This window comes from Lentibacillus sp., from assembly GCF_035301675.1.
GTDB lineage: Bacteria > Bacillota > Bacilli > Bacillales > Amphibacillaceae > Lentibacillus.
The window spans coordinates 1-24728 of record NZ_DATGTT010000074.1; the positions used below are offsets into that span (position 1 = coordinate 1).

Sequence of the window (24728 nt, forward strand, 5' to 3'; positions counted from 1 at the left end):
CGTGCAAATTTCTTTCAAATGCATTCTTACTCGACCGTAACACTTTTGGCCAGGTTCCTTGGTTTATCAACGTCACAGTTACGATGCAGTGCTGCATAATAGGCAAGCAGCTGCATTGGCACGACACTGACAAGCGGTGTCAGCAGTTCATGCGCTTGCGGGACGACAAACGTATCGGTATCCTGCTCAAGACCTTTCATACTGAAGATCATATCATTGGCACCGCGTGCAACGACTTCCTGCACATTACTGCGGATGGCGTAATTGACATTTTCCTGTGTCGCGAGAGCAATGACCGGTGTTCCTTCTTCAATTAATGCAATGGTCCCGTGTTTGAGCTCACCGCCGGCAAAACCTTCTGCCTGAATATAAGAGATTTCCTTTAGTTTCAATGCACCTTCCAGACATACAAAATAGTCACTGCCCCGGCCGATGAAAAAAGCATTTCGGGTTGTTCCGAGATTATCCTGGGCCAGCTCTTCAATCGCTTCTTTCTGATCTGTCAGTACTTCCATCGCATTCGCAGCAATAGCAAGTTCCTGCAATGGATCAAAGTCCAGTTGGAGACTTTCAGCCCGTGCCGTGTCGACTGCCAGAATCGCTAAAACCGCGATCTGTGCCGTATAGGCTTTTGTCGAGGCGACAGCAATTTCCGGTCCTGCATGCAGATGCAACGTATAATCTGCTTCACGAGAAAGGGTGGATCCGGGCACATTTGTAATCGTCAATCCCGGATGTCCCATTTCTTTAATTTTAACTAATACCGAACGGCTGTCAGCTGTTTCACCACTCTGTGAAATGAAAACAAATAGCGGGTTCTCTGACAAAAGCGGCATATTATAGGAAAATTCGCTGGCCACATGCACTTCCGCCGGTATCCCGGCCATTTTCTCCAGGAACTGTTTTCCGGCAAGTCCTGCATGATAACTGGTTCCGGCTGCAATAATATAAATACGGTCACACGTTTTCATGGTACTGCGTATATCCTGATCAAGTTTCAGACCGTCATATTCATCCTGGTACTCTTGAATAATACGGCGTATGACAAATGGCTGTTCATCGATTTCTTTAAGCATAAAGTGCGGGTATGTGCCCTTTTCCGTGTCATTTAAATCAATTTGTGCTGTAAACGGGCTGCGATTAACGGCAGTACCGTCCAATTTTTGCACTTCCACGAAATTGCGGTTCACAAGGACAACTTCCTGATCGTAAATTTCCAGATACTGATCTGTTTCTTTCAATGTAGCCATGGCATCACTTGTGACAACATTGAATCCGCCGCCAAGTCCAACAAGCAATGGACTTTTATTTTTGGCCACATAAATCGTTTCCTCGTCTTGCTTATCGATTAAGCCAATCGCATACGAACCTTTCAAGAGGCTTATCGTCTGACGAAATGCTTCTGCTGTGTCCCAGTATTTCTCAGCGTTTTTTTCAACAAGCTGAACAATGATTTCGGTATCTGTTTCACTGCCAAACGCAAAACCGTCAAGATAATCTCTTTTCAAATTCTGAAAATTTTCAATGACACCATTATGAACCAGCACGAAGCGGCCGGATGCACTTTGGTGCGGATGTGCATTTTCCGCGCTCGGCTCGCCATGCGTTGCCCAGCGTGTATGACCAACCCCCATTGTCGACACAGCTGTATCATCGACACGCCGGCGCAACGCAGCGATCCGCCCTTTTACTTTAAATAAATTGATGTCGCCATCATCTAACATCGCAATTCCTGCTGAATCATAACCGCGATATTCCAGCTTTTCCAGTCCGTTCAGTAAAATTTCCTTTGTATCATCATATCCGATATATCCTACAATTCCACACATCGTTGTTTCCTCCTTGATACAAGGGGCAACAAACGACCTCTTTCCTTCAAGCTGTTTTCTGAAAGAATGCTGTTTTTTTATCGTTGACTGAATTTCGAACCCGCTGCAGGGTAGACTCTTTCTGATCATGCATATAAAAAAAGCAGCACACAATACGAAAACAGGTTTTTTCTTTTATGGAGCGTCTTGTTGCCCCTTTCTCGTGATTGTTACGTCTGTCATCTTGCTTTACCCGTTGTACGGCAAGTCGCCTCGCCGTTTTCGGAAAAAGCATTACGACTGAGATGTGCAGTCGGGAGGTATCCGCCGATCAAATTCGATAACCTCCTCCTCGTCAACTATTTTCACTGTCGATCAAAAAATAGTCCGGGCGCTTTAATTATGCTTTAAATCTCTGCTCTCCTTTCTGTTTTTGAATCCACCCTTCATCAAAAGAGTGCTTTTACATTCTAACTGAGATAAAACTCAATGGTCAATACTTTTTGAAATGGGTGGTGTATTATGTGTATGCCTTGATGAAGCTTAATGTGTGGCTCGTATCGCCTCATATTTAGTATACTTAAGGAAAACAAGTAAGGAGATTTTTATGAACATTTCAGATATCCCTCATGATATGACATTCAAATTTGGTCCGAATTTACGGGAAGTTCCATTAAATAAAATGGACATGCTTCACGGTATGATGTATCTTCAGAAACAGCTTGATGATGAAACACTGAAAGAAGCCGAAAAAGGAAAATTACATGGGTTGCTTGGTTATTTTTTGCGGGTGATTGGCGAACTGAATGAAAGTAAGAAGCATCTTAATCAGGCCATAACCATTTTCCGCGAATTAAACCGAAAACAAAGCGTGTTTGTCAACCGGTTGCGTCTAGCCAATACATATCAATGGCATAACGATTTTGACACATCCAATAAAATGTTCGACGAGTTGCTGAAGACTGCCGAAAATGATCCGGATTACGCTGAATACCGGGATTTTGTTTATCAGCATCAGGGCAAAAACCTGTTTGACCAGGAAAAATACCGTGAAGCACTCGATTACTTTCATAAAGCTCTGGAACTCAGAACGGGTAATCGCAACAGTGAACTGATTAAATCGACTGAAACCGCGATCGAGACATGTGAGAAAAAAATAAATAATTAACCCTCTTTTGTTCCTATAATCGAAATAACTAACGATAAAGTGGCATCCTGAAAAAACATTTTTCGGATACCACTTTTTCTGTCGTGAATTCGATTATAGGATTGAGAAGAGATTTCAGCAGGTCTTGAAAAATGCTTTTGTCCCAGTCTCCTCTCTCAATAATAACCATTAAGTATAGCAAGCTCATCAGCCGCCCCCGGAAAGCGTAGTATTTTTCCGAAGCGGTAGTTCGAACATATATCTACATTTTACCAGAATCTCCTGGCTACCGTTCGTTTTTAGTGTTGAACATTTTAGTTTTGACCCAGCCCCCTTCTTTTTAATCCTGATGCTTTTCCAAAAAGTCCAGCATCCGTTTATAAACATTAATTTCATTTTCTTTTTTCGAAAAACCATGCCCTTCATCTTCAAGGACTAGGTATTCGACATCGCGGCCCTCTTCCTGAAGCTTGGCAACGATATTATCGGATTCCTCTTTGACGACACGCGGGTCTTTTGCGCCCTGGATAACAAGCATAGGTTTTGTCATACTCTCAAGATAGGTAACGGGAGAATCCTTTTCAAAGCGTTCCTTATCACGTTCAGGATCACCAAGCCAGCGGTCCATGATTGGCTTCCAATGCGGCGGAACCGAATTCACGAACGTGAACAAATCAGAGGGGCCGAAAATATCTACACATGCCTTGAAGTATTCCGGATGGCGTCCATGCAAGAGCAGAGTCATGTAGCCACCGTAGCTCCCCCCGACGAGAAACAGCTTATCACGGTCACTTATACCATTTTTAAACAACCATTCAATTCCGGCAACACAATCAAGCCGCGGCCCCTCTCCCCAGTCCTGTTCAACCAGTTTAACGAAAGACGACCCATAGCCTGTGCTTCCCCGGAAGTTTGGTGCAAAAATTGTATAACCGCGATTCAATAAACATTGGAACATCGACCGAAACGACTTCCGTTCGGCAGCCTGTGGTCCGCCGTGCGGCCAGAAGATCGTATAGCCATTATCGTTCTCCGGTTTGGCTCTGAACAATAATGATTCAATCTCCATCTCGTCGAACGACTGGTAGGAAACCACCTCTGGTTCAACCATATCATCACTGCTTAATCCGAGCACCCGGTTGTTGGTCAGCTGCTTCCAGTTCTCACCGAATTTTGACCGAAAGATATTATGTGGCGTCGTTGCACTTCTCCCCAAAATATAAAGATTACCCGATTTGGTAACTTTAAGCTGTTCGATCACATCGACCGGCGCTGATAATCTGACCAGCTTCTCCGTTTCCATTTCATACCGGTAGAGTATATCAGTCACACCTTTTTCGGTGACGAGATATAACGTGTTCTTTTCTTTGCTGAATTTCAGCTGCTCAACACTTTCATGTTCAATCGACAGCACTTTGGAGAATTTTTGGTTATTGATATCAAATTTTGCAACATAATTATACTCGCTTTCAAAATCCGTTATGAAATAAATTGTGTTGGGTGCAACAAATACAGGATCAAATGTCACATGAACTTTTTTCGGGTCAGGTGTCAGATCAAACGTTTCTTCTCCTCTTTTGACAAACCCAGTGACATACGTGTTGGCAAATGCACGTAAATACACAAATGCCTCTTCATCGTCCGACACAGCTGCCAATTCAGTGGGCGACACTTCACCGATGTTAAGCAATGTATCCGAATCATTTTCCAAATTGCGGACACGGGCATTCATGAACGACGGGTTCTCTTCTGATGTCATGTAATAGATTCGCTCGCCGTCACTACTTAAGTCAGTGAAAAAGTATTTTTCTTGTGGATCGCCTGTCACTATCGACTTTGCTATGCCGCCATTATACGGAATTGCATAGATCTGATGGTTTTCATCACCATCCTGGTCAAAACCAGCCAATACATAACGGCTTTTAGGATCAAATTTGATAAAGCTGCACGATTCATCCTGGTGGGCAAACAGGTACGGATATGTATCAGGCAGATCCATCGCCCACAAGTTCATTTTGCCGTCCAGGTTGGAACTGAAAATCAGCCGCTCTTCACCAGGACCAACGTCAAAGCCTGTTATCACATGTGTACGGAAAAATTGTTCCACAGTCGGTTTCGGAAATGTGATCATAGTATTCCTCCTCAATGAAATATTAGAATTATTCTATTTGTAAAATAATTATACCGCAAATGATGTGGAATAAACAGGGCTGAATGTTTAGAAAGATTGTCGTATGCTCTTGATGTTTGGCGACTTTTGTTCATCTAAAAACTGCTCCCCTTCCCCGGAGAGCAGTTTTCACAAAACATCTTATTCCTTCATGCCAAGCAAATCATCGATTACTGTCGCTACTTGATCGGCGTACTTTTCACAATCTTCCTTAGTTGGTGCTTCCACCATTACCCGCACGAGCGGCTCGGTTCCGGATGGCCGTACAAGCACACGTCCTTCTCCGTCCATTTCTCTTTCCACACGATCGATTGCTTCCTGGATTTTCGGATTCGTTATAGCATTGTGCTTATCAACTACTTTGACATTTTGTAGCACTTGCGGATATATTTCCATTTCTCCGGCAAGTTCGGACAGCGGTTTTCCGGTTTCTTTGACCACATTAACCAGTTGCAGGGCTGTCAGCATGCCATCGCCCGTTGTATTATAATCAAGGAAAATAACATGGCCGGATTGTTCACCGCCCAGGTTAAAGCCGCCTCTTCGCATTTCTTCCATGACATAACGGTCACCGACTGCTGTCTTATCACTGCGCATTCCATTTTCTTCAAGTGCCTTATAGAACCCGAGGTTGCTCATGACTGTGGAAACAACCGTGTTATGACGCAATACACCTTTTTGATTCATATATTTTCCACAGACATACATGATCTGGTCACCGTCAACAATCTTACCTTTCTCATCGACAGCGATCAGACGATCACCATCCCCATCAAAAGCAAGACCCAGATCCGCATCCTTATCCTTCACAAATTCTTGTAAAGCTCCTGGATGTGTCGACCCAACGCCGTCATTAATATTCAGACCATCAGGCGAAGAGCCGATTGACACAATGTCCGCTTCCAAATCAGCAAACAGGTGTGTTGCCAAGCTTGAAGTCGAACCATGCGCACAGTCAAATGCAATTTTTATATCTTCAAATTCATTATCAATCGTATCTTTCAGAAACGACAGATATTTTTGACCGCCTTCGAAATAGTCATTCATCACACCAATATCCGGACCAATCGGACGCGGCAAGTCATCTTCGCCATCCATCAGTTTTTCAATTTCATCCTCTTCAGCATCCGACAGTTTAAATCCATCCGGCCCGAAAAACTTAATACCATTATCCTTGACCGGATTATGCGATGCGGAAATCATTACGCCTGCTTCTGCCTTCGTCGCTTTTGTCAGATAAGCAACACCCGGCGTTGAAATAACACCCAGACGCATGACCTCAGCACCAATCGAAAGCAACCCGGCGACAAGCGCCCCTTCCAGCATATTTCCGGAGACACGTGTATCACGTCCGACCATAATTTTGGGCTTATCGGTGCCTTTGGTTAATGCGTAGCCGCCGAACCGGCCCAATTTGTATGCTAACTCTGATGTCAATTCTGTGTTAGCTACTCCTCTGACACCATCTGTTCCAAAATATTTTCCCATCTTGATAAACTCTCCTTTATATCCGTTTAACAGCTGCTAAAAGTTCTTTCAAAAGTTGCTCCTAAGGCTTGTGATAATCAAACTAAATTTTTTTCAAATCCATTACGAAATCTCTACGGCAGCTTGTTCGAATTCTCCATTTACTTCGATGGCATCGGGGCTTTCGATTGTAATTGGAACCTCATGTTCTCCTGCTTCCAGCCCTTCTGCATCTATCAAAATATTAAAGTCATCTGCTGAGAGTTCACTGACATCTTCCTGACTTCCTGTCACCGTTATATCCATTTCCTGATTTTCAGGTTCTGTAAATGAAATGTCTTGTCCATTACCAATATTTTCAACATTAATTGGAACTGCTTCAAATGTTCGTGTCTGCTCCAGCTCCACGGTGATTTCAATCGCTCCTGAATCAGGTACACTTGCACCGTCCGGCAAATCGAGCCCGACATCAACCGTACCTGATTCTGTTATATCTGACAGGTCAACAGCCTCGGTCGAAACTTCTTCTATATTCTGTAACACCTCATTTGTCCCTGACACTTCCACCTCATCTGCATTCGCAGAAATGGAGGAGAGTGAATACCCCTCCGGAGGCTCTCCAGTTGTCTCTACACTAACAGGAACGGTTTTACTCGGGTTATTGATTTCGACTGAAGCGTTAATACTTTCAGGTTCAACGAGGACACTCAATTCATTCCCGTTAGCATCATAAACTTTAACAGGGACTTCCCGGCTATCGATTGATTCTGTTGCTTCAGCTACATCGACAAACACCTTTACAATAGCAATTTGGTTAATGACTTCCTTTGAACTTGTAATCGTAACTTGTCCAGGATCTGCCTGCACTTCCCCAATTTCATAGCCATCGGGGAGTTTATCGGTGTTAAAAGGGTCAACTGTAACATCAAATTGTTCCGATTCCCGCTCTTCAATCGTCACTTCAATTGTTTTTGGCTCAATATAGGCATTCAGATCATCGGGGATGCCGCTATGCTGCAGGTCAACAGTATGTTTCCCTTCCTCCAAACCTTCCAGATCAACATAAACATCAAAATTTTTCTGCTGTGCTGTTGCCGTCAGTGTGCCCCTTGTACCCTCCAATGTGACACTGGCAACTTCCGGCACACCGCTGACAACATAACTATCATTATCTATGCGGATATTGACAGGCACATCCTCGACCGTTTGAGCATCATCGCCTGAATCATGCAACAGCCGCGAGTCATTTTGATATTGATCCATTTCAACCTGAACAAACACATACAATGCGATTGCAAAAGCGAGCGATATGCCACGAACGAACCACCGGCTTTTAAACCAATTATCCATTGTCTTCTCCCCCCTGATTGCGTGACTTGGATTCAGAGGCTTTCATGGATTGGGACAAATTTTCGCGCAGGTACTTGCGCAGTCCCTCTTGATCGAGATTCCGTTTTAATTCACCGTTTTTCGTTGCGGAAATGCCTCCTGTTTCCTCGGATACAACGATTGTTATCGCATCAGTAACCTCGCTTATCCCCATTGCTGCACGGTGTCTCGTCCCCAGTTCTTTGGAAATGAACGGGCTTTCAGATAAAGGAAGGTAGCAGGCTGCTGCAAAAATTTCCTCGTCCTTTATGATGACGGCACCATCATGAAGCGGGGTGTTTGGTGTAAATATATTTGTCAGCAATTGATGGGTCAGCTTGCCATTAATGGGGATTCCCGTCTCGGCATAATCGCCCATCCCCGTTTCACGCTCCATAGTGATTAATGCGCCAATGCGCCGCTTGGCCATATACTGACAAGAGCGTGTGATTGCCTCAATTTTCTGTTCCAGTATTTCTTCTTCAGATTTTGAGCCTCTGGAGAAGAGTTTCCCCCGGCCAATCTGCTCCAGTGCCCTTCGAAGTTCAGGCTGAAACAGGATAATAATGACAACAAACCCCCATTTTATGACCTGGTTAGTCAGGTATTGAATCGTATGCAGCTCAAATACAATACTGATACCCCAAATGATCAGGACAACCACAATCCCTTTTAAAAGCTGGATGGCTTTTGTTCCCCTGATCAGCATAATGATTTTATATAAAACATACCAGACGAGAGCAATATCTACGCCGATTCTTAACAGTTCTAAAAGGTCAAATCCCCCATCAAGCATGTTCACACTTCCTTCCGCATATGTACTCTTTCTATCTTACGCCAGAACCCATCTCATTATATCATATTTCGTGTCTGCCTTTAATTATATCGAAAAAATTCAAGTTATCGATCCTGCAGGAAAAAGCCATCAGCAATAGTTCCGAAAACAATAAACCCGAGGAGGGAACCCCGGGTTTTATTTGTATTTATATTTGAGCAATATCTGTCAGCCAATCGGCTGGATCTGTCCCAGCGAAAAGATACTTTTTACCAGATCCTTCAAGTTGAACCAAAGCCATTCAAACATCTGATCCACCTGCTGCAGTTCCCCATTCACCTCTCCGGCAGAGGCCTTAAGCCCTGCCCCTTCAATAGTCTCACCTTCAATCAGCTCACCATTGATTAACCTGACATCACCATCGACCGTTCCATCTATCCGTAAATCGCCATTTTTGACCATCAGATCACCCTTTACAGTGACACCCTCCGGAACGATGACGGTATCACCGCTTATTTCCAAGTTCTCCTGTTTGGAAACGACTAGTTCACCCTCATGATTCCAGGTTGAAAACATCCCTCCGAACATAAAAATAAAGAAAATAGCCGCTGACGTTAACACAGGATGCGCTTTAAACCAGCGTGAGTATTTAATACGTTTTTTTTCAGCAGGCAAGTTTTGCATAACATTATCTTTAAAGTCTGCAGGTGCATTGATTTGCTCGGTATTTTTAACGAGTTTTATTGTGCGTTCGAGTTCATGGAAATGCTTCTGACAGGCTTCACAATCTTCCAGGTGTATGCGCAGCTTGTTTTCTTCCTCTCTGGTCAAATCATGATCTAAATATTTATGCATAAGTTCCACTGCTTCATTGCTGCAATTCATGCGATCACACTCCTTTACACATGACGAAGCTTATTCCGTAATGCTTCGCGACCGCGATGGATTCTGGTTTTGACCGTACCAAGCGGGATATTCACTATGTCACTGATTTCCTGCAGTGAAAACTCCTCTAAATATCTTAAAATAATAACAGTGCGATACTTTGGAGGGAGGGCGGAAATCTCCTGATTAATATATTCCTGAAGCTCCATTCCCTGCACTTCCTCCTCAGGCAGCCGGCCGTCCGTCGCCAGTTGTGAGTACATATCCAACCCATCTGTTCCTTTGATTTCCGCGTCAAGATAGTAGTCCGGTTTCCGTTTTCGTATCCGGTCTATCGTCAAATTAGTCGCAATCCGGTATAGCCATGTCGAAAATTTGCGTTTGTCATCAAATGAATGAATGTTGACATAGGCACGAATAAATGTCTCTTGACCGATATCCTCCGCTTCATGTCTATTACCCAGCATCCGGTAACAGTGCTGGTAAATTTTACTTTGATAAAAGGACACAATGTCTTCATAAGCGGACTGATCTCCTCGTTTTACCTGTTTTATTTTTTCTTTGGTTATCAAATCCATTTTCTGTACCTCCGCTTAGCATGCGGTATTAACCATACGGACTAATACCGTTAAAGGTTTCAAAAAAATATTAAATTGGTTTATCGTCCCTACTAAATGGGTAATTTTATACTACTAATTATACTAAAGTAGGAGGAGCTTTTGTGGATAATCATTCAATATTGTTAAAAAAAATTGAAGAAGGCCGTCATGAAATGCTTGCGCTCAGTAGACAATATGGATTGACATCCCTGGCTGTCGTGGAATCCAGCAAACGACTGGATGATTTGTTGAATCAATACCAAAATGCATCATAATATTTTTATAAAGGTTCATTTCGTATACTTACGAGGTCAGTTCCAGGAGAGAAAAATGCTTATATCAATATAAAAAACATCCTAACTGTTGTTATTTCTTTGTTTTGACTATTATTTTCGCAAAATCTTCTCCATCGCTTTTCCTTTTGCCAACTCATCGATTAGTTTATCTAAATAGCGAATTTCCTGCATGGTTGGTTCCTCGATTTCTTCCACCCGGACGCCGCAGATCATACCTTTGATCAAAGTCCGTGAGGGATTCAGTTGGGGAGCTTCCGCAAAAAAGGTCTCAAAGTCTGTTTGTTTTTCTAGTTGTGCTTCTAATTCTTCTTGGCTATACCCTGTTAACCACCGGAAGATATTATCGACTTCTGTTTTCGTACGTCCTTTTTTCTCCGCCTTTGTAACATAATGGGGATAGACACTTGCAACACTCATTGTATAGATTTTATGTTTGGTCATTATATATCCTCCTGTAATTATTCCGTTAAATGGCTCTTTCCCGCAAGATGGGCGCGCCAGTTATTCTTAATATCCTAGGAGTCTGTCCGATGGAACAAATTTTGTGAATTTATATGCATATAAAGTGAATAATCAATATATAATCATTTTTTGAATAATTATCCGATTCTCTTTACGTTCACTACAACTCATCCGAACAGTCTGGGTCCTGCATATAAATTCAATCCCCAAACTCCCAAATGTGATTTGAAAGCCACCCACTTAAATAATAGGGTCAGTCCCCGCTGTGCTAACGTGTTAGCGTGGCTGGGGACTGACCCTATTATTATCCAATATTCAATACATTTCAAGTTATTACTTACTTATTTCCCGACCGTACCTACATCCGCCGAATGAACGCCATGACGGTAATAGTCCTTATACTCAGGCTTCATTGGTCTTTGGCCGCGGATGATGTCCGCTGCTTTTTCTGCAAGCATCAACACCGGTGCATGGATATTCCCATTCGTCGTGTGCGGCATTGCAGATGCATCCACTACCCGTACATTGTCCAGGCCATGAACCTTCATAGTCAGTGGGTCAACAACAGCCATCGGATCAGATGCAGGACCCATTTTTGCCGTGCTGGATGGGTGGAGTGCCGTTTCCGCGTCATTCGCAACCCATTCCAAAATATCCTCATCTGTTTCAACAGAAGGACCGGGGGAAATTTCCCCTGTGCTATAAGTCGCTAACGCTGGCTGAGAAAGAATATCACGTGAAACACGTATGGCTTCAATCCACTCACGCCGGTCCTCTTCGGTGGACAGATAGTTAAATACAATGCTTGGATGCTGAAAAGGATCACGGGAACGGATCTTCAGGCTTCCTCGGGAGCTGGAGTACATCGGTCCAACGTGTACCTGGAATCCGTGCTCCGTATCCGCTTTTTGACCATCATATCGAACTGCAAGCGGCAGGAAGTGGAACATCAGATTCGGATAATCAACATCCTCATTTGAACGAACGAATCCGCCGCCTTCAAAATGGCTCGATGCTGCCGGACCGGTACGCCCAAGCAGCCATTGCAAACCGATCCAAGGCATTTTAGCTTTGTTTAGACTCGGCTGCTCGGAAACTGGCTGTGGACATGCATGTTGAATATATACTTCGAGATGATCCTCCAGGTTTTCACCTACACCAGGCAAGTCAACGACCGGGTCAATGCCAAGTGAGCGTAAATGTTCAACATCTCCAACACCGGACAGTTGAAGCAATTGCGGCGTGTTAAATGCACCTCCGGCAAGGACTACTTCACCCGCATTTATTTGATAGGTTTTGTCATTCTTTTGGTATGTCACCCCAGTAGCCTGTGTACCATCGAAATCAATACTGGTAACAAAAGCGTGCGTTTCTACTGTTAAATTTTTACGTCGCATTGCAGGCCGCAAATATGCACCTGATGCAGAAACCCGTCTTCCGTTGTGGATATGGCTGTCAAAAGGGCCAAACCCTTCTTGACGGAAACCATTTACATCGGGTGTTCTTGCGTAACCAGCCTCTTCAGCTGCATCGAAAAAAGCTTGAAATAAAGGGTTTTTTGCCGGGCCGCGTCTTAATTTAACTGGACCATGGTGACCGCGGTACTCATCAGACGAATCCGCTCCAAAGGTTTTTTCCAGTCGTTTAAAGTATGGCAGACAATGCGCATAGTCCCACGTTTCCATACCGGGTGAGGATCCCCACCGTTCATAGTCCATTGGATTTCCGCGCTGGTAAATCATGCCGTTTATGGAACTCGATCCCCCAAGTACTTTCCCCCGGGCATGTGCAACTTTGCGTCCATTCATATAAGGCTCTTCATCCGTGGAATAGATCCAGTCATAAAAACGATTGCCTGACGGGTACATTAAAGCTGCCGGCATTTGAATAAACAAATCCCAAAAATAATCACTGCGCCCCGCTTCCAGAACAAGGACGCTTTTATCTTTATCCATACTGAGACGGTTGCCGAGGATAGAACCTGCACTGCCACCGCCCACAACTACATAATCATATGTTTGGTTCATCTGAAATACCCCCTTAAAGATTGTTCAATGGAATACAGTAAATAAAGAAATTTAACAAACATGCAAAAATCTTCTTTTGGTAGTGTTGCAGATTGACAGCTTTTGATTGTGCTCGATGAATCCACCAATCTTGCAAGCTATTCCATCTATTCCCACTGTATTATTCATCTATTAAGTTTATTAAATACATTTTTAACAAGTGGAATAATAAAACACATTTAATTTTAAACTTGTAAATGTCGAAGCAGTATTTTAATTATTGGGACCATAACATTTAAGTTTTAGTTTAATATAGCTCTAAACACCTTCCAGTAAAATGGTTCAGAGTTATTGTTTGTAAAGCATCGATTTCCATAATTTGTTTAAAGAAAATTACTTGAACCAGTGAACGGCTTCAGGTTGTTTGTTACGATAAATGTGTTTCACTTCGGTATATTCTGCCATACCTTCATGACCAAGTTCACGGCCGATGCCTGATTGCTTATATCCACCCCACGGTGCCTGTGCAAAGTAAGGATGGAAGTCATTGACCCAAACGGTACCCATTCGCAAGCGTGCTGCGGCAAATTCAGCCTTATCCAAATCCTGCGTCCAGACGGCACCAGCCAAACCATAAATCGTATCATTCGCTAATTTGACAGCTTCCTCTTTGGATTGAAAGGTTTCTACTGTCAATACCGGTCCGAATACTTCTTCCTGGACAATGCGCATATCGTTTGTACAGTTTGTAAAAATAGTAGGTAAATAGAAAAAGCCGTTTTGCAACTCAGGATCATCAGGGCGCTGTCCGCCGATGGAAAGTGTAGCTCCTTCTTTTTTACCAATTTCCACATAGTGTTCAACTTTCGCACGGTGTTCTGCAGAAATCATTGGGCCACTTTGTGTGTTTTCATCAAAACCATTGCCTAATTTGATTCGTTTTGTTCGTTCAATGAGAGCTTCCACAAATTCATCATGAATGCTTTCTTCAACTAAAAGTCTTGCCCCCGCAGAACAAACTTGTCCGGCGTGGAAAAATACCGCATTTAAGGCCTGGTCAACCGCTGTTTCAAAATCAGCGTCGGCAAAAACGATATTCGGATTTTTTCCGCCAAGCTCAAGTGCGATTTTTTTTACATTATGACTAGCTGCTTGCATGATTGTTTTCCCAGTTTCAATGCCGCCGGTAAATGAAATTAAATCAACGTCATGATTAACAGATAGTTCTGCACCTGTCGAAGCTCCGGGACCAAGCACTAAGTTGGCCACACCCTTTGGTATTCCAGCCTCTTCCATTAGTTTAAAGACTTTAACTGTTGTTAATGGTGTGATTTCACTTGGTTTCACAACAATGGTGTTACCTGCTGCCAAAGCCGGTGCAATCTTCCACGCGGCTTGTAATAAAGGATAATTCCATGGAGTGATTTGTCCACAAACACCGACAGGCTCGCGAACAACTTTACTTTCACTGTCCGGAATCGGTGATTGAATAACTTCACCGCCATTTTTATCTGCTAAACCACCGAAATAAAGAAAAACATTGGCGATGTCTGACATATCATCACGGCTTTCCTGGACTGTTTTACCAGTATCCAATGTCTCCAATTCAGCCAGTTCCTCTAGGTCTCGACGAATCAATGTACCGATTTGATAAACAAGCTCACCGCGTTCATTGGCAGGCAATGTGCTCCAGCTGCCTTCGTCAAATGTCAGTCTTGCTGCTTGAATGGCTGCTTGAGTGTCTTTTTCATTTCCTTCTGCGGCAGTTGCAATGACTTCTTGATTATAAGGGTTAATGATATCCCGTGTTTCTCCGGATTTGGCGTTCACCCACTCGCCATTAATAAACATTCTTTGTAAACTCAAAAGATCACTCCTTTGCTATAGTCATTTTGTTAAATATATTAAATAAAAATTAAATAATTTTAATATGTATATCCTAGCAGCAAACTCATTTATTTGTCAAACGTTGAATAATTATAAAATCTTTGTATCGTTGATGAGACAACCAATAAGAAAAAATGAAATTAATTATGCGGTTTGACAAAATTTCTTTTTTCGTTATTCTGTTATGTAGTGTTTCATTAAGAAAAAATTAAATATATTTATTTTATTTAACAAAAGGGGGGCGAGACTCGCGATTCAATGAAAGTATAAATTAGCTGGTAACACGCTTGGCAAAGGTGTGCTTCTCAATAGTATTTGCCAAAGTTTAACGTAGAAAGGTGTATGTCATTTAATGAGTTTTCGTAAAATAAGTCAATTAATTGTATTAACTATTATTCTTTTTGCACTGGCAGCTTGCGGTTCAAACAGTGGAAGTGAAGGTTCGGGCAGTACATCTGATGAATCTAAAGAAAAGATCACAATTGGTCAGATTAATTGGCCAGAAAATATTGCAATTACAAATATGTGGAAGGCAATTCTGGAAGATAAAGGATATAACGTGGAATTAAAACTTATCGAGATGGGCCCGCAGATGGCTGCTTTAGCTGAAGGAGATTTAGATGTGGCGCCGGAAGTTTGGTTGCCGGTGCAAGATAAGAGCTATTATGAAAAGTATAAAGATGAGGTTAACTTTTTCGAAGATCCTTGGTATGAAAATGGGAAAGTTGGACTGGCCGTTCCGAAATATATGAAAGATGTTAACAGCATTAAAGATTTAAATGAAAATAGAGAAAAGTTCGAAGGCGAAATAACAGGATTTGAGCCCGGGGCAGGAACCATGATAATAACGGAAGAAGTGATTAAAAAGTACGGTCTTGATTATGAATTGGTGGAGAGCAGTGAAGCAGCAATGATTACGTCCATTAAAAACGCGACGGAAAACAAAGAACCCATCGTTGCACCGCTATGGAAACCACATTGGGTGTTTTCTGAAGTGGACTTGAAGTTCCTGGATGACCCCAAAAAGGTCTATGGTGAAGTAGAAAAGATTTATATGGCAACCCGTGATGGATTTGCTGAAGACCATAAAAAAGTCAGTAAATGGATGAAGAATTTTAAGTTGAAGGACAAGCAACTTGGTGAATTGATGGTTAATGTCAAAAACAATGAGGACAATCCCATTAAAGGCGCACAAAAATGGGTGAAAAATAATCAGGATTTGATTGAAAAATGGATGAAATAAATATAAGCGGGGAAGAGACGATTCTCAGCAAGAGGTCGTCTCTTTTTCTGTTTTGTGTAAAGTAATCCATTAACTATTAGCTGTACCTAATCCTAGGTATGTAAGTTGCATGTCGGTAATATTCATTATAAAATGGTAGTAACATTTAATATATAATAAATGAATTTAACAATGGATAATGCCTAGTACGTTGATCTCCGCAAAAAAGAGGTGTCGAAATGGTAGATAATGGAAACAACTTTAATTATGAAAGAGACAAAGAAAAAATCGACCAAGCTGAATCTATCATGGTTAATACGATTTCAGAAACAATGGACCTTTATGGTGTAACCCCCTCGGTGGGGCGCCTGTACGGAATGATGTATTTTAAACATCAGCCGATGAACCTGGATGAAATGAAAGAAGCGCTCGGCATGAGTAAACCAAGCATGAGTACATCTGTCAGGAAGCTTCAAGATATCAATATCGTCCAAAAGGTGTGGCAGAAGGGCTTGAGAAAGGATTCATTCATAGCAGAAAAAAACTTCTTCAATTACTTCTCCCATTTCTTTGGTATGAAATGGGAACGTGAAGTGGATATGTTTTTGGGGAGTATTAAAAAGGCTCAGGAACAACTTAACGGGGTGATTGAAAATAGTCAAACAGATGAAACATTACGAGAAAAAGCCAAGCTGGATTATCAACAACTCGATGAAGCCGTGGTATATTATCGTTGGCTGGGACGGCTTGCTAAGCTTACCAAATCCGGTGAAATATATAATTATATACCCGTGGAAGATACAGATGGGAGGGATTAGTTATAATGGCTAGTTCTTACTCGACGGGAATCCCACCATATGATACGACCTATGCTCAGCCGTATAAGCGCCTGTTTATAGAAAAAAGGCCTGCTTTCCTATATTTTTCACCAAGCTCGTAACGGTGCCTTTGGATAGTACAATGTATTGTTTATAATAATATGTGGTACTTCTGGATGGTCCTGAATTAGAGACTTTGCGTCTTCTTTTGATATATCCAAATGGAGATGCACATCATTTTCCTTTATTAATTCGTGTTCATCGTCTTGATCAAAAAGTCCACTAATTTCACCCACAACATTACTGTTCAGATTTTTAAAATTTCCTAGCCCATTCCCTATAAAATAACCTGTAATGGCGATTCCCAATCCTATCCAAGTAAAGTCAAATTCCATATGAATATCCTCCTGATATTTTAATACATTATTATTCCGTTAAATGGTCCGATTCAGGTACAATGCTTATTCAACTACTACGCCCGATCGTATCGTTTAAGATATTTGAAGAAGGTTCGAGCTTCTTGAAGATACTCTGAAAAAGAGTAATAAGAAAATGCAACAAGAACAAAACAAAACGCTATAGATAAATTCAAAATAATTATATTTATAATAGACTATTACTCATTCTGGGCGGTATAATAAGAGCAGAAGGTTACTCAGGTTATTCGAAAGGAATATGTTTATGTCTAAAAATAACACACGATCTAAAATTCTCAAGGCAGCGGCATATATCGTACAATCAGACGGCATATTGAATTTAACACTCGAAGCTGCAGCAGAGAAAGCCGGTGTAAGTAAGGGAGGGCTATTATATCATTTTCCGTCCAAAGATGCCTTAGTCGCCGGTATGGTACAAGATCCCATGCAAAGTTATATAGATAATATCGAAAAGAATGTTGATCAGGATACTTTACAGCATCGTAAAGGTAGATGGACTCGTTCGTTCATCAAAGGAACATTCGAGCAGAGAAATCCCGATAAAGATATGGACGCTGGGTTAATGGCGGCGGCAACAATTAATCGAGATTTATTAAAGCCTATTCAAGATGCTTATGAACAATGGCAGGATCATATTGACAACGATGGTCTCGACCCCATTAACGCTACTATTTTAAGACTAGCCGTGGACGGTCTTTGGTTTTCCGAAATTTTTGATTTGGCTCCATTAGAAGATGATCGCCGTCAACGTGTCTTAGAAAGACTCATCCAGTTAACGAAGGAGGACTGAACATAGGCGGGAAAGTATTATCTTCTTACTGCTACGGTCGGAGAGGTGATGGGAATAACAACTCTGAAAGCAAGCAAGTTTTAGTCAACTCTCGTCTTTCATTATTGTGATAGCAAGCTATGCTTTTCTTTTTATTTAGGGACTGCTGAACAAACAAAAAATCCACTAATAACAAGGAATCTCGCTTTATGATAAACAGGCGCAAGTGACTAAAAATTTTGGCTTGGTCCTTAGTTCATCATGCCTTCAAGCAACAAGTGAAACAGTCAATTCCATCCAATTCTTGATTATGAACCTTGATAAGACTCTCCGTGATGCTTGTTTGTGCTTTTTATATTTTATAGCCGGAAACCTGTTTTCGGGCTACAAAAGAAAATTTCTTTTATTTTTGGATAAGATATAACTTATTCAGCACCACCAAATAGAAGTGAGCGAACAGCTCACCTCAACATTTGGCTTAGAATCTCTTTGGCTCTATCTCGATAAGGCTGATCGCCCACCATCTATAGTATATTGACTTCCCGTGATAAATTGACTTTCATCAGAAGCTAGAAATAATATTAAATATGCTAATTCGATTGTTTTAGCATAGCGGCCAAATGGAATTGCTTCATCCGTTATAGAGGTTGATACTCCTTTAGTTTCATATTCTTTTTCAAGTTCATTCATCATTCTTGTATCTACACCAGTAGGCTGAATGCTGTTTACTCTGACTTTATCATCAGCAGCTTCTAACGCTGCTGTTTTTGTAAGACCTACCACACCATGCTTTGAAGCAACATATGCACTTAAGCCCCCATCACCAGACCATCCGGCGTCTGAAGATGTATTAATTATACTTCCAAATTTTTGCTCCTGCATAACTAGCAATACATGCTTAAGCCCGAGAAAAGAACCAATTAGATTTACATCGATTACTTTTTTGAACGCATCAAGATCAAAATCGGTAATTCCATTAACGTCACCCTCTATACCAGCATTATTAAAGAAAACGTCAATTTTACCCCATTTATCTAAAACTGTTTGTACATAATCTTTAACTTCCTTTTCTTGAGTAACATCTGCTGTGATAGAAATAATATCCCCATATGTTTTTAATTCGTCTACTGTTGACGTCAATGCCTCGTTGGACAAATCAACTATCGCAACTTTAGCTCCTTCTTGTAAGAAAAGTTGAGCAGTCTCTTTACCAATATTCCCAACTCCCCCAGTAATGATAGCAACTTTATCTTTTAATCTATTCAAATGAACATCCTCCTATTATCAGCTTATGAGATAATTTTCACCAAAAGCGCTTAGCCTTCATTATCTCTATTTACATGCAACATCTTGATCGATGCCATGCAATCATTTGTTGTTCTTCATTTCGTCAATCTTATCCTGGTTATCATCAATCCACTCCTGTGCTATCTGTTCAGGATCTTCTCCATTGTCAATCTTGATAATCATATCTTCGATGTCATCAATGGGTATACTCCAATTACTTAAAAATTCATAAGCTTCGGGTGCATTTTCTTTCAATTCTTTATGTGCAAGAACGTGAATAGAAGAGGGTGTTAAAACCTCTGGAGCTTTTTTATTTGTTAATAATTTTATATCAAGTAAATTAAACATGCTATGTGGACGCCATCCAAACAGTACAACAGGTTCCTCCTTTTCAATTTTTGATTTAGCAGCTGACAACATAGCCGCCTCTGAGGAATTAATCATTTCCATGTCCAGATCATATATATCAATAAGCTTTGGGATTTCTTTTACTGTCGGATCACTTTCTGAAATTGCCAAGACTTCATTATTTACTTTGTCTTCTATACCTTTTAAATCTCCAACATCATTGACATCCTCCATATATTTAGGAACTGCTATCCCTCTTGCTGCATCATCATAACTTGTAGATACCACCTCTATTGAATCGGAAAATTCGTCTAGATAGGTTTTGTGTTGCGGATTCCAGTAATCCATAAATATGTCAACATCCCCTTTTGACAGACCCGCCATAGTAACACCAAGATCAGCCTCAGTGTCTTCTACTTTATAACCCATATTCTCTAATACTATCTTAACTATTTCCGTTGGTGGTACAGTACTTGTCCATGGCGTTATACCTAAAGTTAATGTTGGTTTGTTCTCTTTTTCATTCTCTGCGCCATTGCTATTACCAGTAGCTTCTGAGCCACCACTTGGTGTGCAGCCGTACATAGCTATTGATAAGAAAATTGTTATTAAAATAACAGTTTTCTTCATGTATAAACCTCCCCTAAGTCCACATTTTTTGTTGTGTCAGCCTCGCAGTCTTTATTAGTTTCTGCAGAATATGGGAGCTACGCTACTTCCATAAATCTGTTATTGATTGATTATACCTAGATGAGACTAAGCCTTATAGGTTTATTTGATATAATCACTATATTTGTCGGCATTTTTAATGTAGTTATATTAAGAGTTATAGCGTTGCTTTCGTTTGAATCCTATCACACGCCCTATTTCCTTTGGTTGTTCATCAAGTGTATGACGTTTTGCCAATTCTTGAATTTGTTGATAAATTGCTAACTATCAATCAGTTTATCTGCCAGTTCCTCTCTTCATGGTGTCATAAGGTTTAATTCTTTACGCGCTTCTTCCGGTGTCATTATATCGGAGCCAAGAGTCTGTACAATGCCTACAGCTTTATCAACGAGTTGTTCATTTGTAGCTAATCGTCCTTTTTTAAGATAAAGATTATCTTCCAACCCTACACGAATATGACCTCCTTGTAGAACTGATTCTGCCACTATCGGCATTTGCATGCGGCCAATGCCGAATGCGGCCCATTTGCCATTTTCCGGTATTCGGCTCTTCATATAGGACAATGTTTCAGCGTCAGCTGCAGCCCCCCATGGTATACCAAGGCAGAATTGATATAAGGGGTCACCATCAATGAGACCTTCTTCAATTAATTGATTAGCAAAATTAACCTGACCAGTATCAAAACACTCTAATTCTGGTTTTACGCCACTTTCTTTTACAAGTTTTGCCTGTTTTCGCAACCAATCAGTTGGATTCACGTACAGCATATTTCCAAAGTTGATACTTCCACAATCAAGTGTACACAACTCGGGAAGCAATTTTCCAACTGGCTCATGACGTTCTTCAGGTGTTTGAATAACAGTGCCAACACCACCTTTTGTCGGATCTTCTTCACTTGGAATCCAATCACCGCCACCACCGGATGTTATATTAATAATGACATCCGTTTCAGACTCGCGGATTCGTTCTACTGTTTCCTGAAACAAATTAACGTCATGACTCAACTTTCCTGTTTCCGGATCACGTACATGGAGATGAACAATTGTTGCTCCTGCTTTTGCTGATTTGATAGCTGAATCAGCAATCTCTTTCGGTGTTACTGGCACATGCGGACTTTTTTCAGTCGTGTCACCTGCTCCTGATATAGCACATGATAAAATAACATTTTTATTCAACTTTACCACCTCCCGTTTGTTTAAATGCACAATTGAAAATGCTGCCACTTTTGAAATATCCCATAACTCCGGGGATCCAATCGTAGTATTCTATTCATTCATGAAGTTCAGAAATCATTTCATCCATTGCACGCTCATCATCTTCGGTTAATGTTGGATCCTGTTTTAGTTTCTCAACATTTTTATAACCGTAGACATTTCAAGAATACATAAACGGCCTTAGCTCTTTTGAGTACAGAGCCAAAACCGTTAAACATTATTATTTTCACTGTCTACATGACTGAGATTGGATCATACTCTTGGATAGCTTTCTCGATTGTACGAATGAAAAATCTGTCTGCCGACAAGATACATAAAACCTGTTGGTTTATTGGTTTATCACAACACGTGATGTCAATCCCTTGTCGTCTCGGCTGGTAGCTCTCGACCGAGCCAATCACGATAAAAGGTCTCTAAATACGGCAAGAAATCAAAAACGATCGGGTATCCCGGAGCCGCTGCCTCCACTTCCAGCAGCGTAGCACAGCCCGGGCAAATAAACTCACGAATTTCCATCCAGTCCGGATCATAGCTATGACGTCCAGGATAGATTTCAGCAATCTCTTCTTCTTCATCCCGAACATTAATCACAGCGTTTAATTTCCAGTTGTTAGTGTAATGACCAAACTCATAATCGCAGCCACATTTGACAACTCGCTCGCCTTGAGGCTCACTTTTCTTAGCAACAATATACAAATGCTCACCAATCGGCAACAAGATCTGGTCGTTAAATTTCACCCGTTCTTGAAGAATATCGATGTACTTGAAAAACCGGTCGTCGTCTTTATACTGACTCATAATTGATTTCGTCGACTGCCAAGGCAGCGTACCATCAATTAAGTCACGAATTATTTCCTTATCATAGCTTGCCATCGTTATCACTCCTTACATTGTAAAGTTTTCCGGCAGCTGCCAGAATTCACGGAACTCTTTGGCAAATTGGCCGGAAATACCCATTGTATCCTGATACATTTTATGCACTTCGGTAACAAAGTCCTTTTCCAACACGCGCTCGCGCTCGGATGCAATCCAATCCTTAACAGGCATAGCCTTATTTAACCGGGAGTTTCGGACTTCTTTGCGTCGGGCTTCGGTTGCTTCTGGGTTGACACGCCATGCGTTACACTCCTCGTCATGCTCAAGCACTACAGCATGAGTTCTTTGGGCAATTTCCGGCGTCACATAGCCGTTCTCAACATCCCGGACAACATCCAGCGGGTCCCGCTCGATGGGGTCGCCATAACCGCCTCCGCCATTGTATGAGTGTGCAAACAGATCCCCGGCTTGCAACGGTTTGTCAATATGCGGACCTTCAACCTCTTTCTTCTCACCTTCAACCAACCGGGCCAAATCGGTCGTGTATGGGTCTTTCCCCAACGAGTGAGGTAATGGTTTCTGTTCGTCAATCAACTGCTGAATATTGCTATCTCGCACAGTGAAATGCCTGTGGGCTGTCGGCGCTGGATAGCCACCGCACATGCCGGCGTTGTCATACACACGACTTGAATGTTCGGACGTAGCTATCGTCACTTCGTCTGTATTGTGCATGAGCCAAAGTGAAGTGAAGGCTGTACCGCCGCGGTTGCTGCCGGGTCCACCCGAATCAGCCGCGATGCTTCGCCCTAAGTAGAGCATCGGTATGCCCTGCTCCCAAACTTCCATATTGCCCATGTCAGATTCGGGATTCCAACCAACATAGCCATTATCGATCCCGTCTTTTATACCAAGGGCGCCACTTCCGGCTGCGGAGCACTCAAACATAGCCATACCAAACTGGCTGCCGTACTGACTTTGACCACCCATTTCTACCATTGGACTGTTTACCTGACCGACAAACGCTTCTTCTTTGAATCCCCGGCTCACAAAGCCACGGCTGAGCAACCGCTGAAAAATGCCAAAGGCCGGTAACAGAAGTGCCCAGGACGTGGCCGTCGCTACGGTATGGCGGTCTGGGTTGGTCCAGGTCCCCGACGGTAAATTCATATCTGTAGCCAGCCAAGCTCCGTCGTTCACCTTACCTTCAAAGTTCATAGACTGAGTTAGGGTAACAAATAATCCGCCGTCCATACCAGCTGGCGTACAATTCATCGAGTGATAGCCCCAAGAACCGGTGCCTTCAAAATCCAAATGCATGTGGCCATCGCCGCCCACATCCAATTCAAGCGGGATGGAATATAGCAAGTTTTCATCACCTAAAGGCAAAATTCCAGGTTTACCCTCAGTGAGATGGCCATAAAACGTGTGTCCTCTGTAGCGACCGGGCACCATAAGCTGTTGAACCTTCGAAAGCTGCGCGCGGCGACCTTCTTCAATGAATTCACGGGTAGCCCGCTTGTAGTAGTCCAAACCGACATCATCGATAAGCTCTTTTACCTGATCCCGCAATTCCAGGTTAGCTGCTAACTTTGCTTTGTCGTCGAACATCCAATAGATAGGCATACGGAGGTTCCGTTCCAACCGGATTAGATAGTCTCGGCGCAGCTCGTCTTTCTCACCCACTTTTTCGGCACAAACGAACAACCCTTCAGTAAAACGTTCTTGGGCCAAGTATACGTCACCACCTGGCGTGATGCCGCCGACCTCCAATTCATGAGCGACTGTGCCGGCCCAGCCAACAAGCTCGTCATTATGGAAAATCGGTATAACAACCATTACGTCTGGTACTTGTACCGTACCGATAAAAGCATCATTGTTAGCGAACACATCACCAGGACAAATACCAGGCGAGTCCTCGTAACCATTTTGAATCATCCATTTGATAAACCGGCTCATCGTATGCACATGAACCATAATTCCTGTAGAAAGGCTAATCGCGTCACCTTCAGGGGTGTATAACGCTACAACCATTTCCCCTACCTCTCGCACACCAGGCGAAGCTGAAATGCTTCTGGCCATCTCCCGCGATGCTATCGACATTGATCGAAGCTTTGTGTGCAAGCTTTCATAGCGCATAGGATCTTCCTCACGGTATTTTAATTCCGTTATGCCGGCATAGCAGCCTGTTTCCTGGAATTTTCGATCGTTCTCAAGCAATTGCTCCTTTAGGCCCTTGGCTTTGTTTTCTACTGCGTCATTCATAAGAATCCTCCTTTTT

Annotated in this window: 21 protein-coding genes; 5 read left to right on the top strand and 16 right to left on the bottom strand. The window is 42.2% G+C overall.

Going from position 1 to position 24728, the window contains the following annotated elements:
- Positions 1-26 precede the first annotated feature (26 nt).
- On the bottom strand, positions 27-1829 hold the full coding sequence (gene glmS / locus VK097_RS12695; RefSeq protein ID WP_324212179.1) for a glutamine--fructose-6-phosphate transaminase (isomerizing): 1803 nt from the start codon (positions 1827-1829) through the stop codon (positions 27-29).
- A 586-nt stretch (positions 1830-2415) separates the two neighbouring features.
- Here glmS and VK097_RS12700 point away from each other — a divergent pair.
- Positions 2416-2976: a tetratricopeptide repeat protein gene (locus VK097_RS12700; RefSeq protein WP_324212180.1), complete on the top strand. Its 561-nt coding sequence runs from the start codon at positions 2416-2418 to the stop codon at positions 2974-2976.
- Between the two features lie 319 nt (positions 2977-3295).
- Here VK097_RS12700 and VK097_RS12705 read toward each other — a convergent pair whose 3' ends face one another.
- The 6 genes from VK097_RS12705 to sigW all read right to left on the bottom strand — a co-directional run bounded on the left by VK097_RS12705 (position 3296) and on the right by sigW (position 10198).
- On the bottom strand, positions 3296-5086 hold the full coding sequence (locus VK097_RS12705) for a S9 family peptidase (protein ID WP_324212181.1): 1791 nt from the start codon (positions 5084-5086) through the stop codon (positions 3296-3298).
- A gap of 180 nt (positions 5087-5266) precedes the next feature.
- On the bottom strand, positions 5267-6613 hold the full coding sequence (glmM, locus tag VK097_RS12710; RefSeq protein ID WP_324212182.1) for a phosphoglucosamine mutase: 1347 nt from the start codon (positions 6611-6613) through the stop codon (positions 5267-5269).
- Positions 6614-6715: 102 nt separating this feature from the next.
- Positions 6716-7942, bottom strand: a complete 1227-nt coding sequence (locus tag VK097_RS12715; RefSeq protein ID WP_324212183.1) for a CdaR family protein — start codon at positions 7940-7942, stop codon at positions 6716-6718.
- A complete protein-coding gene (cdaA, locus tag VK097_RS12720; RefSeq protein WP_324212184.1) occupies positions 7935-8756 on the bottom strand; it encodes a diadenylate cyclase CdaA in 822 nt (273 codons plus the stop codon). Before cdaA ends, VK097_RS12715 begins: the two co-directional genes overlap by 8 nt.
- Positions 8757-8963: 207 nt before the next feature.
- Positions 8964-9620: a zf-HC2 domain-containing protein gene (locus VK097_RS12725; protein ID WP_324212185.1), complete on the bottom strand. Its 657-nt coding sequence runs from the start codon at positions 9618-9620 to the stop codon at positions 8964-8966.
- Between the two features lie 14 nt (positions 9621-9634).
- Positions 9635-10198, bottom strand: a complete 564-nt coding sequence (gene sigW / locus VK097_RS12730) for an RNA polymerase sigma factor SigW (RefSeq protein WP_324212186.1) — start codon at positions 10196-10198, stop codon at positions 9635-9637.
- A gap of 143 nt (positions 10199-10341) precedes the next feature.
- Here sigW and VK097_RS12735 point away from each other — a divergent pair, with 143 nt between their 5' ends.
- Positions 10342-10494, top strand: coding sequence for an aspartyl-phosphate phosphatase Spo0E family protein (locus VK097_RS12735; protein WP_324212187.1), 153 nt, complete (start codon positions 10342-10344; stop codon positions 10492-10494).
- Positions 10495-10605: 111 nt separating this feature from the next.
- On the opposite strand, the gene VK097_RS12740 is transcribed toward VK097_RS12735, so the two are convergent.
- From VK097_RS12740 to betB, 3 genes are all read right to left on the bottom strand, one after another.
- A complete protein-coding gene (locus VK097_RS12740; RefSeq protein ID WP_324212188.1) occupies positions 10606-10956 on the bottom strand; it encodes a DUF2200 domain-containing protein in 351 nt (116 codons plus the stop codon).
- A gap of 362 nt (positions 10957-11318) precedes the next feature.
- A complete protein-coding gene (betA, locus tag VK097_RS12745; RefSeq protein ID WP_324212189.1) occupies positions 11319-13004 on the bottom strand; it encodes a choline dehydrogenase in 1686 nt (561 codons plus the stop codon).
- A 372-nt stretch (positions 13005-13376) separates the two neighbouring features.
- A complete protein-coding gene (gene betB / locus VK097_RS12750; protein ID WP_324212204.1) occupies positions 13377-14834 on the bottom strand; it encodes a betaine-aldehyde dehydrogenase in 1458 nt (485 codons plus the stop codon).
- A 388-nt stretch (positions 14835-15222) separates the two neighbouring features.
- Here betB and VK097_RS12755 point away from each other — a divergent pair, with 388 nt between their 5' ends.
- Positions 15223-16113 carry a glycine betaine ABC transporter substrate-binding protein gene (locus tag VK097_RS12755; RefSeq protein ID WP_324212190.1) on the top strand — a complete coding sequence of 297 codons (891 nt, stop codon included), beginning with the start codon at positions 15223-15225 and terminating at the stop codon, positions 16111-16113.
- Between the two features lie 218 nt (positions 16114-16331).
- Positions 16332-16910 (top strand): choline uptake/conversion transcriptional regulator CudC, encoded by a 579-nt coding sequence (gene cudC, locus VK097_RS12760; RefSeq protein WP_324212191.1) that lies wholly within the window; start codon positions 16332-16334, stop codon positions 16908-16910.
- A gap of 107 nt (positions 16911-17017) precedes the next feature.
- On the opposite strand, the gene VK097_RS12765 is transcribed toward cudC, so the two are convergent.
- Entirely contained in the window at positions 17018-17305 is a 288-nt protein-coding gene (locus tag VK097_RS12765; RefSeq protein ID WP_324212192.1) for a DNA-binding protein, read from the bottom strand.
- A gap of 286 nt (positions 17306-17591) precedes the next feature.
- Between VK097_RS12765 and VK097_RS12770 the strand changes: the two genes are divergently transcribed.
- A complete protein-coding gene (locus VK097_RS12770) occupies positions 17592-18137 on the top strand; it encodes a TetR/AcrR family transcriptional regulator (protein WP_324212193.1) in 546 nt (181 codons plus the stop codon).
- A gap of 474 nt (positions 18138-18611) precedes the next feature.
- On the opposite strand, the gene VK097_RS12775 is transcribed toward VK097_RS12770, so the two are convergent.
- The 5 genes from VK097_RS12775 to VK097_RS12795 all read right to left on the bottom strand — a co-directional run bounded on the left by VK097_RS12775 (position 18612) and on the right by VK097_RS12795 (position 24712).
- Complete coding sequence (locus tag VK097_RS12775) at positions 18612-19382, bottom strand: SDR family NAD(P)-dependent oxidoreductase (protein ID WP_324212194.1); 771 nt, start codon at positions 19380-19382, stop codon at positions 18612-18614.
- A 102-nt stretch (positions 19383-19484) separates the two neighbouring features.
- Entirely contained in the window at positions 19485-20381 is an 897-nt protein-coding gene (locus tag VK097_RS12780) for a glycine betaine ABC transporter substrate-binding protein (RefSeq protein WP_324212195.1), read from the bottom strand.
- A 335-nt stretch (positions 20382-20716) separates the two neighbouring features.
- Complete coding sequence (locus VK097_RS12785) at positions 20717-21595, bottom strand: beta-keto acid cleavage family enzyme (protein WP_324212196.1); 879 nt, start codon at positions 21593-21595, stop codon at positions 20717-20719.
- 393 nt (positions 21596-21988) lie between these two features.
- Positions 21989-22507, bottom strand: a complete 519-nt coding sequence (locus VK097_RS12790) for an acetone carboxylase subunit gamma (protein WP_324212197.1) — start codon at positions 22505-22507, stop codon at positions 21989-21991.
- Positions 22508-22519: 12 nt separating this feature from the next.
- A complete protein-coding gene (locus VK097_RS12795) occupies positions 22520-24712 on the bottom strand; it encodes a hydantoinase B/oxoprolinase family protein (protein ID WP_324212198.1) in 2193 nt (730 codons plus the stop codon).
- Between the last annotated feature and the right edge of the window lie 16 nt (positions 24713-24728).